Origin of the sequence: uncultured Duncaniella sp. (assembly GCF_910578445.1) — a bacterium.
GTDB lineage: Bacteria > Bacteroidota > Bacteroidia > Bacteroidales > Muribaculaceae > Duncaniella.
In genome coordinates this window covers 23,783-42,776 of sequence record NZ_CAJTQC010000007.1, presented here as the reverse complement: position 1 = coordinate 42,776, position 18,994 = coordinate 23,783, and the positions used below count along the sequence as shown (strand labels likewise).

The 18,994-nt window shown below is 49.3% G+C and carries 10 protein-coding genes; all 10 read left to right on the top strand.

Annotated elements, in window-relative coordinates; translation table 11 throughout:
- Positions 1 to 9: 9 nt before the first annotated feature.
- The 10 genes from QZ311_RS04865 to QZ311_RS04820 all read left to right on the top strand — a co-directional run bounded on the left by QZ311_RS04865 (position 10) and on the right by QZ311_RS04820 (position 18,971).
- Positions 10 to 2,040, top strand: a complete 2,031-nt coding sequence (locus tag QZ311_RS04865) for a hypothetical protein (RefSeq protein WP_297064764.1) — start codon at positions 10 to 12, stop codon at positions 2,038 to 2,040.
- A gap of 99 nt (positions 2,041 to 2,139) precedes the next feature.
- Positions 2,140 to 4,176, top strand: coding sequence for a polysaccharide lyase family 8 super-sandwich domain-containing protein (locus QZ311_RS04860; protein WP_297064761.1), 2,037 nt, complete (start codon positions 2,140 to 2,142; stop codon positions 4,174 to 4,176).
- Between the two features lie 53 nt (positions 4,177 to 4,229).
- Positions 4,230 to 5,234 (top strand): SMP-30/gluconolactonase/LRE family protein, encoded by a 1,005-nt coding sequence (locus QZ311_RS04855; protein ID WP_297064860.1) that lies wholly within the window; start codon positions 4,230 to 4,232, stop codon positions 5,232 to 5,234.
- Positions 5,235 to 5,276: 42 nt separating this feature from the next.
- Positions 5,277 to 6,413, top strand: coding sequence for a glycoside hydrolase family 88 protein (locus QZ311_RS04850; protein ID WP_297064758.1), 1,137 nt, complete (start codon positions 5,277 to 5,279; stop codon positions 6,411 to 6,413).
- A 15-nt stretch (positions 6,414 to 6,428) separates the two neighbouring features.
- Positions 6,429 to 7,721 carry a BNR-4 repeat-containing protein gene (locus QZ311_RS04845; protein ID WP_297064753.1) on the top strand — a complete coding sequence of 431 codons (1,293 nt, stop codon included), beginning with the start codon at positions 6,429 to 6,431 and terminating at the stop codon, positions 7,719 to 7,721.
- Positions 7,722 to 7,730: 9 nt separating this feature from the next.
- Positions 7,731 to 9,143, top strand: a complete 1,413-nt coding sequence (locus tag QZ311_RS04840) for a polysaccharide lyase 6 family protein (protein WP_297064751.1) — start codon at positions 7,731 to 7,733, stop codon at positions 9,141 to 9,143.
- A gap of 162 nt (positions 9,144 to 9,305) precedes the next feature.
- Positions 9,306 to 12,398, top strand: coding sequence for a TonB-dependent receptor (locus tag QZ311_RS04835; protein ID WP_297064749.1), 3,093 nt, complete (start codon positions 9,306 to 9,308; stop codon positions 12,396 to 12,398).
- 29 nt (positions 12,399 to 12,427) lie between these two features.
- Positions 12,428 to 13,894, top strand: coding sequence for a RagB/SusD family nutrient uptake outer membrane protein (locus QZ311_RS04830; RefSeq protein WP_297064746.1), 1,467 nt, complete (start codon positions 12,428 to 12,430; stop codon positions 13,892 to 13,894).
- Between the two features lie 325 nt (positions 13,895 to 14,219).
- A complete protein-coding gene (locus QZ311_RS04825; RefSeq protein WP_297064743.1) occupies positions 14,220 to 17,390 on the top strand; it encodes a TonB-dependent receptor in 3,171 nt (1,056 codons plus the stop codon).
- A gap of 12 nt (positions 17,391 to 17,402) precedes the next feature.
- Positions 17,403 to 18,971 (top strand): RagB/SusD family nutrient uptake outer membrane protein, encoded by a 1,569-nt coding sequence (locus QZ311_RS04820; protein WP_297064740.1) that lies wholly within the window; start codon positions 17,403 to 17,405, stop codon positions 18,969 to 18,971.
- Positions 18,972 to 18,994 lie beyond the last annotated feature (23 nt).

Below are 18,994 nucleotides of genomic sequence, written 5' to 3'. Positions count from 1 at the left end.
AATAATACGATGAAACGAAAATTTATACTGGTGGCATTATGTCTTGGACTGATGTCGTCGCTTTCGGCCGGAGCAGCTTCCGACCGCTGGAAGATAGGAAATGACGGTGCGATAAACTGGTCGATTAAGGCAAATGATGCCCATTCAGACCATCTGGAAATGAGCGGACAGAAAATTTCGGTTGTGTTGCGCTATGGTGTTGATGCCGACGGTGCGTTCTCGCTTAACCGCAGTCTCGTATTCCCGATGCTGCGAATGAAGCCCAACAAGACGCAGAATAACCTCAAACAGCGTTTTGATGTCAATATTCCCGGACTTGTGACAATAGATGACCTCAATATGACCGACGAGAAGGTCAGCAATATAAAATTTGACGGCATCATGACCGTCGAGAGCTCTTTCAGCCACGTCTACCGTCGAAAGAAAGTCGACAACGCCGTGTCGCTCCGTCGTGTGCTCTATCCGTCGGTCAACGGAGCATACTACTGTGAAGAATACACCTTCACAAACAATATGCAGAATCCGATAACTCTCCGTGTGCCAGAATGGAGTGTGAAATACACCACTCCTGAAGAGGCCGGAGTCTATGGGTCATACATTATCGAGGCATCGCTGTCGAAAAACGGACTTTTCACCCTCAAGCCGGGTGAGAAATTTGAGCTGAACGCCATCTATTCGGCACGCAAGGCTTCTGACGATGCGCTCAAGCGTGTGAATACCGATGCACAGCGCGACGGCCGAAAGGCTCTTATCTCGGGATGGTGGGGCAACCTTGTGCTCGACACTCCCGACGAGGTTCTGAACACAATGTTTTCATTTGCCAAACTTCGCGGTGCGGAGAGCATCTACAATACGAAAGGTGGTCTGATGCATGGTCCCGGAGGAGAGGCATATTATGCAGCTGTGTGGGCTAATGATCAGGCTGAATATATTAATCCGTTTTTCCCTTATCTCGGTTATGAAATCGGCAATCAGTCGGCGCTGAATTCATTCCGCCATTTTGCACGCTACATGAACGATGACTATCGTCCGATACCAAGTTCGATAATCTCGGAGGGTGTAGGTTTCTGGCATGGAGCGAAAGACCGTGGCGACGGTGCGATGATTGCCTATGGAGCTGCACGCTATGCGCTTGCACGCGCCGATAAGGAAGAGGCCCGGCAGCTATGGCCTTTGATTGAATGGTGTCTTGAATACTGTCATCGCAAGCTCAATGCCGGGGGAGTGGTCGCGTCCGATTCCGATGAACTTGAAAACCGTTTCCCATCCGGAGATGCCAACCTTTGCACTTCTTCGCTCTATTATGATGCGCTTATTTCCGCGTCATATCTCGGCAAGGAACTCGGCATCCAGTCTGCCAAGCTTAAAGACTACACAAAGCGTGCAACTGAGCTCCGCAAGGCTATCGAATCGCATTTCGGATATGAGATAGAAGGTTACCACAGCTATCGGTATTACGACGGCAACGATGTGCTTCGCGCATGGATCTGCATGCCGCTGACGGTCGGAATCAACGAACGTGCCAAAGGGACAATCGATGCGCTATTTTCTCCGCGTCTATGGACCGACGACGGTTTGTTGACTCAAGCCGGAACGGAAACGTTCTGGGACCGTTCGACCCTCTACGCCCTGCGTGGCACTATCGCTGCCGGTGAGGTGGAGAAGGGTATAGATTTCCTGAAGCGCTATTCACGCCGCCGTCTGCTTGGCGACCACGTGCCATATGCTATCGAGGCTTGGCCTGAGGGTGATCAGCGTCATCTCTCAGCCGAAAGCGGTCTTTACTGCCGCATCTTCACAGAGGGTCTTTTCGGTATCCGCCCGACAGGTTTCCGCTCGTTTGAAATGACTCCGCGTCTTCCGGCCGACTGGAGCTACGCCAATCTCGACAAGGTTCGTGCTTTCGGTTCGGATTTCGACATTAAGGTCTCACGCGCGGGCGACAAACTGAATGTGAAAATCATGCACGGAGGCAAGTGTCTTGTTGACAAGAAGATTAAAGACGGAGCTACTGTGAAGATTGATTTGCCGAAGAAATAATAATTATAGTTTTTGGTAAAAATGTGAAATATAGGCTGGAGTGATTCAGCCTATATTTGTATCCGTAAATTAGTGACACTATTCTAACCTTTTACCAAGATGAACAGATTGATTTCAATACCATTGATAGCCTTATTTCTGATAAGCTCCATCACGGCTTTTGGTCACGGCCTTCGGAATCTGGAGATTGAGAAGATTAAGTCGAACTATCGTTCTATCCTTGTCCCGCCACTGTCGGCGACGGACTCACTGACGGCCGGGCTGATGACCATCTCGCCCGAGACAGAAATGTCTGATCAGGTCGTCATCGAGCTTCATGAGCGCTATCCGTTTGACATGGCCAAGGTCGAGACATATCTGTCGGATTTACGCGCCGACGGTTCGTGGGCAGACATTAACTATGCCGACACTCGCCGTTCGGGCTGGGATCCGAAACGCCATGCCGACCGTGTGCTTGAAATGGTGAAAATCTACAAGACCCCGGGCACTCGTATGTATGGGTCGGTGGATTTGAAGGAGAAGATACACCGTGCGCTTGGTTTCTGGTTTAAGGAAAAGCCGAAATGTCTCAACTGGTGGCAGAATGAAATAGGTGTGCCTAAGACGCTCGGCCCTGCATGTATAATCATGGAAGATGAATTGTCGGAATCGGAAAAGGAAGGTATAATAGATGTTGTTTCGGCAGCGCGTTTCAAGATGACAGGTCAGAACAAAGTGTGGCTTGCAGGCAACGTGCTTATCCGGGGGCTTCTGCAGGAAGATGCGCAACTCGTCAAAATGGCACGCGACACAATCATGTCGGAAATTGCAGTGGGACGAGCCGAAGGCATAAAATCAGACTGGAGTTTTCACCAGCACGGGCCTCAGCAGCAGTTCGGCAATTATGGACTTGCCTATCTGTCGGGCATGGGATTCTACCACAAGCTTTTCGACGGCACAGCCTGTCGGTTTGATGATGAGCAGGAGTCGATACTCCGCTCTTTTATCAATGAGGGCTACAAGTGGGTGATATGGAATCGATATATGGATGTGAGCGCGCTCGGCCGACAACTGTTTCACAACGCGCAACTCCACAAGGGTTATGCACTTGCTTTTACAGCTGCCGGATTCGGCATAGGCGGTTTTCCTGTGTCGGGCAATCCGCTGGTCGGCCACAAGCATTTCTATGAGTCTGACTATACGGTCCACCGCTCGGCTGACTGGATGGCTTCGCTCAAGATGTCGTCAAGCCGTGTGACGGGTACTGAGGTTGTCAACGAGGATAATCTTCTTGGCTACTATCTCGGCGACGGTGCTACGTTTTACTATGTGCGTGGCGACGAGTATTGCAACGTGTTCCCTTTCTGGGACTGGCGTAAGATTCCCGGCGTGACGGCCTATGAGGACGATGCCCCGATACCCAATATCAGAAAAAATAAGTCAAAAAATGTAAGCCCTCTCGTCGGCGGTGTCGACTACGGCAGTGGTGGTGTGAGCGTCATGACTCTTGAACGCGACAGACTTAAAGCGCGAAAGACGTGGTTTTTCACGGATGATTTTGTGTTTTGCCTCGCTTCCGGCATCAGTTCCGACAGTCTGCCGGAAGTAACCACTTCGATTGACTCGCGGTTTAAGCGTGGTGATTTGTCAGTGTTTGTATCCGGTCGTTGGCGTAAAGTCGATGGAGAGGAGCGTTTCAATTCCCGAATGATGCGGTTTCATCACGACAGCATAGGCTATGTCGTGATGCCGACAGCCCCGCTTGTAGCTTTTGCCGGTACAAAGACCGGCGACTGGAGCGATTTCATGAAGATGTATGCTCCCGCAAGAGTTGAGGGAGATGTCGTGTCGCTCCATCTTCGCCACGGCTCGCGTCCTGACGGTGCATCATACCGATATTTTGTGCTGCCGGCATGTCGGAAAGAGACAGTCGCTCGGTTTGATCCGGCAAAGCAGGTGAAGATTCATCGCGACGACGATGACGCACAGATTGTAGAACTTCTTTTGCCGGAACGGCAGATGTGGGTGATTTCCTATACGGGAGAGCCGGTCAAAGTGAAAGGGAAGCCCTTCACTCCGGGACAGCCGGGCATATATCTTGTAGAAAAAGGAGCTGATGGTCTGATATCGAATATATTTACACAGTTTGCAATATGAATAAATCAATATTATCACTGATTGGTGCGTTAGCCGCTTTTTCGTCGTGCAGTATGAATGAAAGCGGTATGAAAGAAAGTTCGCTTTTTGTCGAGTTGCCCGATATTTGTCCCACTCCTGATGGAATGGCTGTGGATAGAGATGGCAATCTGATACTCGCATGTCCGAATTTCGCGGATACAAGCAAACCTGCTGTCATAATGCGCATAACACCCGAAGGTGGCATTTCGAAATGGATTGATGTGCCGGTGCTTGATACCGCCGGTCTTGCTGCCCCGATGGGGATTGCCTTTAATGACAAGGGTGAGCTATATGTCTGCGACAATCAGGGCTGGTCAGGGTCGGAAGCCGGAAGGAATCAGGGCCGTCTGCTCCGGTTGTCATTTGACGGGGATGGAAATCTTACAGAGACAGTTACCATCGCTTCGGGCATGGAGCATCCCAATGGTGTCCGTGTCAGAGACGGTCAGGTCTATGTTACGCAGAGCATCCTTACTCCTCTGTCGTCCGACCGGACTGTCAGCGGTGTCTATCGCTTTTCTGAGAATGACAGGGATGTGGCTGTCACCAATAGCGAAGCTGACCCGAATCTGCTCTTCACGGTTGTCACTGAAAATCCGGAAGTCAGATATGGCCTCGACGGACTTGACTTCGACAGTGATGGAAATCTCTATGTCGGTAATTTCGGCGATGCGTCGATAATAAAAGTATCGTTTGACACCGATGGCAGAGTCTCTGAAAAAACTATATGGGCGCAGGACACCACACAGCTTACGAGTGTTGACGGAATCTGCATCGACCGTGCTACAGGTAACATGTATGTGGCCGATTTCTCTGCCAATGCCATTGCCTGTGTCACGCCCGACGGCAAGGTGAGACGCATAGCGCAGAGTCCTGACTGTGACGGCAGTGACGGCGGACTCGACCAACCCGGCGAACCGATAGTGTGGGGCGGACGGCTGATTGTTTCGTGTTTCGATGCTGTGACTGACTCAGGAAAGACAAACACCGCGCACGACCGGCCCTATACTCTCGCACAAATCGACATCAATGAATAGAAAATACATCTGAAAATCAATAATACTTATCGAATAATCATCATGAAATTAAAAAATTACGCATTGTCTTTAATTGCATTGCTGCTTGCATGTGGCAGCGGTAGCGCAAAGAATGTCTCGCTTAAAGATTTTCCGGCGGAAGCAGATCCGGTCAACGTCGGCTCACGAATAGTCAACAAATTTTTAGTGACCCCACATACCCGTTTCGGCAATCCGCGGGCGGAGAAAGCGCCCAACTATGTGACCTATCCTGATGCGTGTACATGGCTCGGCGCACTTTGGTTTGCTAAAGCTACCGACAACACTGCGATGACCGACGGTCTTGTGAAGCGTTTCGAACCTCTCTTCGGCGAAGAAAATCATATGTTGCCAAAAATGGTTCATGTCGACTACAATGTGGTGGGTTCTGTCCCGTTGGAAATCTACATGCAGCGTGGCGACAAGCGTTGCTATGACCTCGGCATGCGGTATGCCGACTCGCAGTGGGAGACTCCCGACGATGCCAAACAGGAGCAGAAGGCTCATGCCGAAAAAGGATATTCATGGCAGACCCGAGTGTGGATTGATGACATGTTCATGATTACGACCATCCAGTCGCAGGCTTACAAAGCCACAGGCGACCGCAAGTATATCGACCGCGCAGCTAACGAGATGGTGATGTATCTCGACGCTATCCAGCGTCCCAACGGTCTTTTCTTCCACTCTCCCGAAGCACCATTCTTCTGGGCGCGCGGCAACGGATGGATGGCAGCCGGCATGGCGGAGCTTCTGTCTGCTCTCCCGAAAGATAATCCCAACTACGGTCGCATCATGAAGGCATATCGCACAATGATGGCCACTCTTAAGAAATATCAGGGCAAGGAGGGCCTGTGGCATCAGCTGATTGACGGTGACGATACGTGGAACGAGACTTCCGGCACAGCCATGTTTACCTACGCCATGATTGTCGGGGTGAAAAACGGCTGGCTCAAAGCCAAGGATTATGCACCTGTAGCCCGCAAGGGATGGCTCGGACTCGTTAGTCGCATTAACTCCGACGATGAAGTGGTTGATGTGTGCGAGGGAACAAATATCAAGAATGACCGCAACCACTATGTCAACCGCAAGCGCATTGTCGGCGACCTCCACGCCCATGCCCCTCTCCTCTGGTGCGCGACAGAGCTTGTAACCATGAAATAATAAAATACTGAAGTGATGAATCGAAAATCAATCTATGCTTTGACTCTTTTCGGTATGTTTGCCGCCACAGCGACCTCACAGACACCGGAAGTGAAACTTGTGGAAGAGCGCACCAACATCCGCTCCGACCGCCGTCCCATACCAGTGGGCTATTATGATGAGAAGGCCGACAAGACATTCGTCTGCTGGATGAGTGCCAACAGCCATCCGGCAGTGAAGGCCTATGACCATGCTTCAGGTAAGTGGAGCGAGACCAAGATTGTAGCCCAGTCACCTTTTGCCGACAAACACAACTATCCCTCCATCCTCAGAGGAAAGGACGATAGAATATATATGTTCTACGGCTGTCACAACTCGACATTGAAAATGGCTGTGTCGCCTGCACCCAACAGCATTGACGGTGAATGGAGCGATATTTACATCGCTGAGGCTGAAAGAGCGTCGTATCCCGCGCCGGTGTTGACCGACGACAATGAATTTTATGTATTCTATCGCGACACACGCAAAACAAACGGCCATACTGACGACCGTCCATATCAGTTTGTGAAGTCGGCCGACGGTGGCAAGACATGGTCGCGTCAGCTCGTGATTGACCCGTATCCGCGCACGACCGACAGCATGACCGAGGTCTATAACGGACAGGTAGCCTACCAGAGCAGAGGTGCTGTCGGTAAGGGGCGCATCCATCTTGCTTGGACAGTGTGTGGCGAAAAGGCAGGCCGTCACGCCCATGCAACCTATGGCCGTAACGTGTACTACGCATATCTCGATCTGTCGGACGACCACATGTATAATATCGAAGGTCGCGACTTAGGAACTACAATCGACAATGTGGAGGCCGACAAATATTGCCTCGCACTGGAAACACCCATACCCGAACGTGGCCACTCGGCCGGATTGCAGGTATCGGTCAGCTACCGCGACAATGGTTCGCCTCTGATTCACTACAGCTATCCATCGGAGAATGGCGGACGGCTTGCGACATGGACAGGCAAGGAGTGGACACACACTTCGTTTGCCGCAACAGGCGAGCCGAGAGGCATAGAAAAACTCGGCCCTGAGAAATTCCGCATCTATTCGACAATGGGTAAGGGTGTGGTGACACATGTGACGGCCGACGGAGGTCTCACGGTCACACGCGAGAAGGAGATTGCAACTCCTGTGAGCCTTTCCCGCTGCTATGTGATTGCCGACGCGCGACCGGAATTGAAATTGCTGCTGTTTTCCAATCCGGTTGTGGAGGGACGCGAGACTCTGCGCGAGGGAACACGCAACATGTACACTGTAAATGACATTTTTGAGAAATAAACATTGTCTATGAAACATTGGAAATCTATAATAGCATCCTTACTTCTGCTCTCATCGGGAACAGGAATTGTAAATGCGAGGCAATATCATTTTTCTCCTGACAAGACTGACGAGTTGAAACGACTCGTCAGTTCAGGCTCTTTAGCCCCCGGCGATGAGGTGATATTGGCCGACGGAGTATATCGGCCGGGTGATTTCAATTTTTTTGCTGAAGGAACGTCGGCCGACACCATTACGCTTCGTGCCCTGAATCCCGGAAAGGCAATCGTGTCAGGGCCTGTGAAGATGCGTATCTACGGTTCATATCTTAAAGTCGACGGCCTGTTTTTCAACAAGGCGTGGGCTTCGGGCTTCAGCATGATCGAGTTTAGGAAGGACAAGGGGGTGAATGCCCGACACTGTCGCCTGACAAACTGTGTGATTGACGACTGCAATGATCCTGAAAAGAGCGAGAAACCTGCTCCTCCCGGTCATCTGCCGATGTCGGTGGCCGAATACTGGGTGGGTCTTTACGGCGAGAACCACCGTGTGGACCATTGCTATTTCGCCAACAAGCGAATCGGAGGTCTTGTGTTGCAGCTCTGGCTTGACGAAAACAGCCATATCAACAACCATCAGATAGATCACAATCTGTTCGGCTTCCGCCAGCCCTATGGCGGCAACGGTGCGGAGATTATCCGCGTAGGCCACTCTTGGTCATCGCAGTTGGAATCGCATGCGATAATAGAAAACAATGTCTTTCTCCACTGCGACGGAGAAAACGAAATCATATCTGTCAAATCGTGCAACAACATCCTGCGGCGTAATCTGTTTTTCGAGTCTCGTGGCGGTCTTGTGTGCCGTCACGGTCACTATAACGTGATTGAAGGAAACACGATAGTCGGAAATCACCTGAAAGGCACTTGCGGCATCCGTATCATAAACCAAGGTCATACGGTCTATGACAATCTCGTATGCCGGACAGATGGCTGGGGATTGCTCGTGAGGGTAGGGGTGTTCGAGCGACCGACCCCCGAAACCGACATAAAGGCAGAACCACTGACATCCTATCACCGTGCGGAGAATGTCGACATAGCATACAATGATTTTATTGACTGCCGTTCGATGGAGCTTGGTTCAGGAAAAGGTGAAAAAATGCCACGCAATGTCAGGTTTGCCTACAATAATATATATGGAGACAGTTTCGATATGAAAGTTTCGCGACCCGAACACACTCTTGGCGGATTCTATTTCCTTGACAACAGTTACGGGTTCAGCGATGGTAAGACCATCCCTATGACCGGTTTTGTCCGGACATCAGTGCCGTCAGACCATTTTACCAATGAGCGTAACCGCGTTCTGGGACTGCTTACGGATATAGGTGCTGCATGGTATGCCGACAACAATGCAGAACTTGCATATATAAGTAACAAGTATAAGTAGAATTTGAGATGAATTTGATATAAAATGGCATTATTTTTTTGATATGTACCGCAAAAAGATGTTAAATTTGCTATGGAGATAAATATTCGGTCTCGGTATAGAACTGTAAAATAAATAGCCAACAATATCACATAACAACATTAATTAAAATCCAATTGCTGAATGAAAAACTGTATTAAATTTAATGCTTTCCGGCAGCTGGTGATGCGATATTTGCTTTCGCTCATTACATTGAGTTTCGGTGTCACTCTCGCTGCCGCTGATTTACAGATAAAAGGTCTCGTGACCGACAGCCACGACGAGCCGTTGATCGGAGTCTCGGTAATGCTTGAAGGGACAACAGTCGGAACAGCTACAGATGTGGATGGTAACTTTGTCCTGACAGTTCCCGAAGATGGTATGATTGTCTTTTCTTACATAGGATATCAGACAGTAAAACTTAAGGCGCAGTCAGACATGACAGTGGTCATGAGAGAGGACAATCAGCAGCTTGACGAAGTCGTAGTGGTTGGTTATGGCTCACAGAAAAAGGTGAATCTTACAGGTGCTGTTGCCAGTGTTGATGGTGATGAACTGACAACTCGTGTTGCGCCAAACGCATCATCTCTGCTACAGGGCCGCGTTGCCGGTTTGCAGATTGTCCAGAACTCTGCCAATCCCGGTGCGGAAAACTCGTCCATCCAGATTCGTGGTCAGGGCACTTTTTCCAGTGCCGGAAGCAATCCGCTTGTGCTCATTGATGGTGTGGAAGGTGATATGAATAAGCTTAACCCCAACATGATTGAGAACATTGCAGTCCTTAAGGATGCGGCTTCAGCCTCAATATATGGCGCGCGTGCTGCGAATGGTGTCATCCTTATCACGACCAAGAACGGTAATGAGGGTCGGCTTAATGTCGACTATAGCTATAATTATGCTTGGCAGTCTCCGACAACAAAACAGGAGCGCATAATAAATTCTGCGGAATACATGACTCTTTACAACAAGGCTCTTGTCCATACCGGCGGCGATGTGGCCACCCGTGGCTACAAGCAGGAATGGATTGATGCTTATGCGAATGCTGCGCCCGGTGACCCGGAATATCCTAATCATGACTGGTATGACGATGTCATAAAGACAGCTCCGATGCAACAGCATTTTCTGAGTGTTAACGGCGGAAAAGGAGGCACGACATATAATATCGGTTTCGGCTATCTCGATCAGAAAGGTATGGTCATAAAGACCGGGTTCAAGCGCTATGATGCACAGGTCAATCTGCGGAGCACCTATGGACGTGTCACATTCGGAACTAATATCAATCTGTCGAAATCAGAACGTCGGTCGACGGCCTATACCGCAGGCAACAGTCTGACGACCAACGAAACAGAAGACCTTATTTTGTGTACGTTCACTCAAGGTCCATACTATACTCCATATCTTCCTGACGGCCGTTTCGTTTCGAGCGGTTACGCAGGCAGGGGGCACAATAAAGCGCCTCTTGCAATTGCCAACAGTGGAGGTGGCAAGAGATGGAACACAAACTATGTGCTTGCAAGTGCCTACGCTCGTGTAAATATTCTTGACGGACTTGATGCTGAGGTTAAAGGATCTGTCAAATATGACCAGACTTTGGCAAAATGTCTCACCGTCTCGTGTTCGGCCTATACTTTTCATCCTGACGAATACGGGAATCATCAGGAGAGCATCTACAACAGTGACAAAAACACTCTTACCGTACAGCAGACCACTACAAATCAATACACTCTCTACGGAACTCTTAACTATAAGAAATCATTTAATGCCCAGCATAATATGAATGTCATGCTCGGCTACAATCAGGAAAATTACAGATATGACATGCTTGGCGCGTATCGAAATGATGTGCCGACCAATAGCCTATGGGAACTCAACACGGCTGAGACTGCCGGTCAGACTAATCAGGGTAGCGCATATGAATGGGCCATACAGTCGCTTTTCGGACGTGTCAACTACGATTTCGAAGGCCGCTATCTGTTTGAGGCAAGTTTTCGTTATGACGGGACATCTCGTCTCGCCAAAGATAAGCGCTGGGGTGTGTTTCCTGCATTTTCGGCTGGCTGGCGTCTGTCGGAAGAAGCGTTCATGCGTGATATCCAATGGCTTTATAACTTAAAGATTCGAGCTTCATGGGGTAAGCTCGGTAATCAGAACATCGGTAACTATCCGTATCAGGATACTCTTTCGGCTGTCAAATATAATTTCGGCGGTACTGTTTATCAGGGTTTTACACAGAGCTCTCTTACTAATACAGAAATAATGTGGGAGACCACAACATCCACTAATATAGGTGTTGACTTCGGTCTGCTCGATAATCGTCTATATGGCACAGCCGAATATTATAAGAAACGCACCAAGGATATTCTCCGTACACTTCAGGTTCCTTCGCATGTTGGCGTGACTGCTCCGACTGTGAATGACGGTGTTATGGACAATTGGGGCTGGGAATTTTCTCTTGGCTACAGAGACCGTATCGGAGATTTCGACTACAGTATCTCAGCGAATCTTGAGACATATAGGAATAAACTTGTGAAATTCGGCGCACGCCAGATAAATACGAATGGAACTATTAGACAGGAAGGTCTTCCATGGGACACATACTACATGTATGTTTTTGACGGCATTTATCAGAACGAAGACGAACTGAAAGCGCTCAAACCGTTAAGCAATCTTGCAAAGCCCGGCGATATGAAATTTAAGGATATCAATGGCGATGGAAAAATTACGCCTGAAGACCGTGTTGTGGTCGTAGGAGCATTCCCGAAATTCAACTATGGTTTTACGGTCACAGCCGCTTGGAAGGGCATCGATCTTTCTGTTTTCTTTCAGGGGGTTCATGGAAAGAAGACCTATCTGAAAGACTGGGGCATCTCTCCGTTCCGTCAGGGCTCTGTTCCGGCTACGTTTTGGCGTGGCGCGTGGGATGGCGAGGGCACTTCGAATACAATTCCACATATATTTAATGATAATTATGAGCCTAATATGGCGATATCGACATGGTATCTTCAGGATGCTTCATATCTGCGAATGAAGAATTTCCAGATTGGCTACACTTTCCCGAAAGAATGGATGACGAAAATACGTTTTCAGGATCTCAGAGTCTATTTCTCAGGTGATAATCTTCTGACATGGACAAAGATGTTCCAAGGTATCGATCCCGAACGTACGGCGCGTAATTCACGAGCTGTCATCTATCCTCAGGCCAAAGTCGTGTCGTTCGGTATAAAGGTTAGTCTGTAAAAAATATTACTTTCAAAAGCATGATTATTATGAAGAAACATATATTGATAGGACTTGCAGCAGTTATTCTGGGAGGTTCGATGGTGTCGTGTGAGGATTTTCTTGAAAAGCAACCCCTTGATTCGGTGAGCACTTCTAATTTCTGGCATACCAAGAAGGATGCGGAAAAAGCATTGACCGCTGTTTACTCATCGTTCCGTAACAGTACATTCTCTGCCGTTCCTGCAGGCGGTCCATGCACGGAGCAGGAAGTATTGTCAGACAACGCCGTGACACGCGCCGCTCACTCCGCTATTCAGCAGGGAGGCATCACCCCATCGACAGGCGGGATTCTCAATGATATGTGGACTGATTCCTATAAGGGAATCGCTGCGGCAAATTATTATCTTGATAATTGTGAGAGGGTCCGTGATCTTTATACCGAGTCTGAATTCAACAAAATGAAGGCTGAGGCGCTCTTTGTGCGGGCATTTTTTTATAATGAATTGGTGGTGCATTACGGAGATGTGCCTCTCATGCTCCATGTGGCTAAGGTCGGCGATGGTTTCGACGTGATGCCACGTACGGAGAGGGCGCAAGTGGTAAGGCAGATTATGGAGGATATTGATTTTGCAATGGAATGGCTTCCGGATATAGCCTATACCGATGGACATGCCGTTTTTGGGTCGGCTCTTATGCTCAAGTGCCGTGTGCTCCTAAATGACCGGAAATATGCCGAGGTTGCCGAGCTTGCCGGAGAGTATATTCATTCCGGATCAAATCCATTCAGGCTTGCCGATGACTATGCCGGAATTTTCTTCGGAAAGCAGATTGGGAATCCTGAAATAATGTTTTCAATACAGTTTACAGCTCCTGATGATTTCCATGCACTCGACCAGATGGTCGGAAGCCGTATGACAGTTTTCCCGAGTTATAATCTGCGTGCCGCTTACGAAGATGGAGACCCGCGCATAAAGATGACAATGTATGAGCTTGGCGATCCGTGGGTCAATAATGATAAGAGCGGTAAATTCGAGGACGATGGCAATCGTGCCGAAGGTCTTGTGCCGTTTACAGGAATGGCATTCAAGAAATATCTTGACACGAACTGTTTTGTTCCAAAGGCTTCTACTCTGAGTGACCAGCACATAGTCAAGATGCGTTATGCGGATTTGCTTCTGATGTATGCCGAGGCCATGTTCGAATCAGGTCACGGGGCTGATCCTCGCGCTCTGAAGGCGCTCAATGATGTGAGGCAGCGTCCCGGTGTTGAGATGCCAGCCAAGACAGAGCTTACGCGTGAGATTATTAGGAACGAACGCCGTGTCGAACTCGCTTATGAAGGCATCCGTTACTACGACATCATACGTTGGGACATCGCGAAGGATGTCATACCGACAGTGCAGTATGATGTTGCCGGCTCGAAGCGAAAATTTGATGGCAATCTGTGGCCTGTACCGCAGGCACAGATGGATATAATGGGAGATATATGGACCCAGAACGCTCCATGGAACTAAGATAATTTTAAATCATCATCCTTATAAGAGGCTGTCATGACCGATGTCGTGATGGCCTTTTTTGTTGGCAAATTTTTAAAAATCTGAATAAGTGTAAAATCTACAACAATTGAAAAATCAGCCTATTCAGGTGTAAAAATTCGGTTTTAGCATCTGTTGCAACAAATACTCGCATATTTGGAATAATATTTCAAGTCCGTCAGTTCAAATGTCGATACTTTTGCAATGTCCTCAATGATAGAATTGTAATATATCCGACCAATTTATAAAATCATATCATGGATTCGGTAAAATAAATAAAATCTTAAATTTAATAGTAATCTTGATGGAAAAAAAGAAGATCGAGTATTGGCTGTCGCATTGGCGTCTGTTGTTGGTGGCCCTGTTCGTAGGGTTGTCGGCAAGCGCTTGGGGACAGGAGATAACTCAAAACGGTGTGATTGTCGATCAGGAGGGAGAGCCGATTATCGGCGCGTCCGTAATGGTCAAAGGTAGTAATATCGGAGTGGCTACCGACATTGACGGAAAGTTTACTCTGAAGTGTAAAAACGGGAGCATGCTCCACATTACGTCTATCGGCTATAAGCCGCTGGATGTAAAAGCGAGTGGAAGCCCGCTTGAACTTGTCATGCAGGAAGACACCGAGGTGCTCGACGAAGTTGTGGTTGTCGGTTACGGTACGATGAGCAAGAAGCATATTGCAGGCTCGATGTCGTCGGTCGACGAGAAGACAATCGAACAGAAAAGCCCTGTGTCTGTCCTCGACGCTCTTCAGGGTGCTGCCCCCGGTCTGCAGATTATAAGTAACTCAGGTGCGCCCGGAGCTTCGAGCTTCGTGTCGATGCGCGGTGCGTCGACATTCAGTGACGAGGGTGTGACTCCGCTGTTCGTTGTCGACGGTGTCGTTGTCGAGACAATCGACGATATTTCACCTAACGACATCAAGCGTATTGACGTGATGCGCGATGCCGCCTCGGCTGCCATCTATGGTGCGCGTGCTGCCAACGGTGTGATTTTCATCACTACCAAATCAGGCGAGCAGGGCAAACCGCGTGTCGATGCCAAGTATCAGCGTTCATATTATACAGCGAGCAACAAGCTTCCGCAGGTCAACGCCTTCGAGAGCCGTCTGAGCATGTCGGCTTCGGATCTCAACAATGCCTCGAAGACTCTTGAGAAGTTTGGAGAACGCACTGACTCCGTTGGTCTCCAGTATAGCACCAACTACTACTATCAGGATCTTCTGCTCCACACAGCTCCCCGCGACGAGGCTACACTTCAGGTGAGCGGTGGCAACAATGAATTCCTCTATCGCATCTCGCTTGGTTATATCGGTCAGGAAGGTATTATCCGCACATCATACAACGACCGCTATACCGCCAACCTTAACGTCGAATACAATCCGTGGAAGAACATCAGGTTCATCACCCGTGTACGCCTTGGCTATAATAAGCGCAACAATATCAAGGAGACAGTATTTCAGGATGCCATGCGCCGTGACCCGGACATGATTATCTGGTATCCCGACGGTGAACTCATTCCTTACTATTCGTCAGGCGGTCGCCGCAACCCGATTGCGGAGCTTACTGAAAAGCTCGACGAGACCAGCCGCTACGAAGGCCAGTTCTATCAGGGGCTTGCATGGACTTTCACTCCTTGGCTGAAGCTTGATGCCAACATCTCGGCCAACTATAACACAAACCGACGTGTCGTTTTCTCATCGAAGACACTCGAAGGTAGCGACAACGGTAAGAATACAGGTAGCGAACGCAATCAGCAGCAGTGGAAATATGCCGGCGAGGCTTTCCTTACGTTCAACAAAACATTTGGCGAGGACCATCAGCTGACAGCCGTTGCCGGAGCAAGTTTCGAGACCACACGCCAGCATGAGACCATGATTGGCGGCAGCTACTTCCTCTCTGAATCGATTCACTATATGAACATGGCGACTGTCTATGATCTTCAGAACGTCTACACCTCAGGCTGGGATGAGTCTATGATGGGTCTCTTCGCCCGTGCGGTCTACAGCTGGAAAGGTCGCTACACACTCACCGGCGTAGTCCGTCGCGACGGTTCATCGCGTTTCGGCAAGAATAACCGCTGGGGTGTCTTCCCCTCTGTGTCGGCAGCATGGCGTTTCTCCGACGAATCATGGATGCGCTGGTCGTCCGACGTCCTCTCCGATGCCAAACTCCGTGCGAGCTACGGTGTCACCGGTAATGACCGCATCGGCCGCTATGAATCACTCACGATGTTTAACTCAGGCATGACCTACAATGGTGTCGGCAGCGTCGTCCCCGGTTCGAAATATGGTAATCCGAATCTTAAGTGGGAAGAAACAAAACAGACCAACTTCGGTATCGACCTCAGTTTCTGGGGTGGTCGCGGAGTGTTCACTGCAGATTATTATATAAAGAAGACATCTGACCTCCTCGCTGACCAGAATCTCCCTTACACCACAGGCTACAATACAATCCGCCTCAATCTTGCCGGAATCGAAAACAAGGGTATAGAGCTTTCACTGACAGCTATTCCTGTCCGTAACCGTGATTTCAACTGGTCGACCACAGTCAACTGGTGGAAGAACAACAACAAGATTACAAAACTCGCCCGCGAAGACTATATCCACGACACTGCATGGTGGGTCGGCGTAGGTCAGCCCGCAGGCCAGTGGTATGGATACAAAAACCTCGGTGTCTATGAATATGACGCAAGCAACGCATACACTCCCGACTACGCTACACGTCTCACTCCGGTGTTCCAGCGCGACGAGGACAACAACGTGATTATCGGTCTCAACGGCCAGCCCACGCTTCTCAAATATCTCATGCCCGACGGATCGGAATATGACGGAGAGGTGGCACGCATGAAAACAAACGGTGTCGTTGTCGGCGGTGGCGACGTCATCTGGTACAACAAGCCCGATGAGAACGGCAACTATGATGGTGAAATCAACTCCAACGACCAGATTCTTCTCGGCAAGGCTACTCCCGACTGGTATGGTTCATGGTACAACACATTCCAGTATAAGAACTTCTCGCTCAGCGTCAACTTCTACGTGAGCTGGGGTGGCAAGGTTTGGAACGACCTGAAACGCTACTATTCTTCATGGGGTGGCAACACTCACAAGCAGACTCCCGAATACATCCTGCAGGGCTGGAAGTATCCCGGTGAAATAACCGAATGGTATGCGCTCAATTCACGTGCACGCTCAACCAACAACCACTCGATGAGCCTCAGCAGCCAGTTCCTTGAGGATGCGACATTCATCCGTCTGCAGAATCTCCGTCTCAGCTATAATCTTGAGAAAAAGATTATCGAAAAGACTCCTTTCCGCAACGTTCAGGCCTACGTCTATGGCAACAATCTCATGACATGGACCAACTATACGGGCTTTGACCCTGAAGTCAGCGGAAGTGTGCTGACTCCCGGTAAAGACAGCTCGAAATATCCTCACAGCCGTGAAATCGGATTTGGTATCAATGTGGGACTTTAAAAAATAGAAATCATGAAAAATAGAAATATCATATTACTACTTTTAGGTCTGGTGCTTTCAAGCTGCGCAGATATGCTCGACAAGCAGCCGCTCTCGGAGCTCGCACCCGGAACATTCTTCAAGGACAAGAGCGAAATGGCCAACTGGAACGCGGGTATCTACGTGGCATTCCAGAGCGCCCTGTCACAGAAGCAGGTGCTCTATGGCGATGTGCGCTCTGACAATGTGCAGACCACCGGCTATGCACAGGACTGGATTCTGATGAACTCGATCACTCCTCAGCGTGCCGAATCGAGCTGGCAAGCCTTCTATCAGGCAATCACCCGCGCCAATGTGGGTATTGAGAAATATCCCACAATTCCCAATGTGCTTGAATCAGAAATTGCTCCCTATATGGGACAGTGCTACGGCATGCGCGCACTTATGTATTTCTGGGGCACGCGTACATGGGGCAAGATGCCGATTGTTACCACTGAGTGGGATGGCGAAATGTCGTCTGTCAACGTTCCCCGCAGCTCTCTCGAAGATGTGCGCGACCTTATCTACAGCGACATCCAGAAAGCTATCGAGTATTTCTCTATTACGAATACTTCGAGCAAGTTTTATCTTGGTCTTGCTGCGATGTATGAGCTTAAGGTCGAAGTCGACATGTGGTATCACCGCTATGAGGACGCATTGACAGCTTCGGAATATTTTGTAGGCAATTCAAACAATTATCTTGTCGACGGCGAGCAGGCATGGAAAAAGATGTTTGAAAGTCCTGACTCTTCACCTGAGGTGATTTTCGCCATGAACTGGGATTTTTCGGCCAACGGAGTCAACAGTGGCTGGCCCGGTCAGCTCGGAGCGACTAACACCAATAATCCGTGGCAGATGAGTGAACCTATTTTCCAAGAATTCGTCAACCGTCTGCGAATGGATGAGGACAAGGCCGAGGACGATCCGAATGTCTATGGCGCTGACAGCCGTTTCTGGAACACAGTGGACACTGTGAGACTCTTCTACAACAACCAGCGTCTTCCGATTACTTACGCGACTTACACAGCTGAGGGCATCCAGAAATGTATCAAATATAGCGAGATTGATCCTGCCCGCGAATATGATGCCGCCAATCAGATCTACAAGTCGTATTACGGAGTGCTCAATACAATTGACAGCCAGCACAAACTCGTGATAATGCGAGTGGCCAATCCGCTTATGCTCCGCGCCGAGGCTCTCAACAAGCTTGGCCGTGGTGACGAGGCTCTCGAAATCATCAATCAGATCCGTAACCGTTCGGGCTACTTCCGCGACGCGAAGACTGAAGTCGATGTCAACGACAAGGATGCCGTAGAGTCGCTCATTCTCCTCGAACGTCAGCTTGAATTCTTCGGTGAGGGACAGCGTTGGTTTGACCTTATGCGTACCGACCGACTGATTGAAGTGATGGACCCGGTGTTCTCCGAGCGTCAGTCATTAGCCGGTGTCACTGTAACAGGCTTTGGTGACGAAGGTCGCAAATACTGGCCCGTCTACTACCGCGAATTCGAATCTAATTCCGCCCTCAAGGGTGACCAGAACTATCCTTATACCGAAAGATAAAAAAGTTAACCTTAAAGAACTGT

Bases quoted from the DNA above. Each gene is read 5' to 3' on its own strand.
- QZ311_RS04830 (WP_297064746.1), top strand. From the start codon at position 12,428: ATGAAGAAACATATATTGATAGGACTTGCAGCAGTTATTCTGGGAGGT.
- QZ311_RS04825 (WP_297064743.1), top strand. From the start codon at position 14,220: ATGGAAAAAAAGAAGATCGAGTATTGGCTGTCGCATTGGCGTCTGTTG.
- QZ311_RS04820 (WP_297064740.1), top strand. From the start codon at position 17,403: ATGAAAAATAGAAATATCATATTACTACTTTTAGGTCTGGTGCTTTCA.
- QZ311_RS04865 (WP_297064764.1), top strand. From the start codon at position 10: ATGAAACGAAAATTTATACTGGTGGCATTATGTCTTGGACTGATGTCG.
- QZ311_RS04840 (WP_297064751.1), top strand. From the start codon at position 7,731: ATGAAACATTGGAAATCTATAATAGCATCCTTACTTCTGCTCTCATCG.
- QZ311_RS04835 (WP_297064749.1), top strand. From the start codon at position 9,306: ATGAAAAACTGTATTAAATTTAATGCTTTCCGGCAGCTGGTGATGCGA.
- QZ311_RS04860 (WP_297064761.1), top strand. From the start codon at position 2,140: ATGAACAGATTGATTTCAATACCATTGATAGCCTTATTTCTGATAAGC.
- QZ311_RS04850 (WP_297064758.1), top strand. From the start codon at position 5,277: ATGAAATTAAAAAATTACGCATTGTCTTTAATTGCATTGCTGCTTGCA.
- QZ311_RS04845 (WP_297064753.1), top strand. From the start codon at position 6,429: ATGAATCGAAAATCAATCTATGCTTTGACTCTTTTCGGTATGTTTGCC.
- QZ311_RS04855 (WP_297064860.1), top strand. From the start codon at position 4,230: ATGAATGAAAGCGGTATGAAAGAAAGTTCGCTTTTTGTCGAGTTGCCC.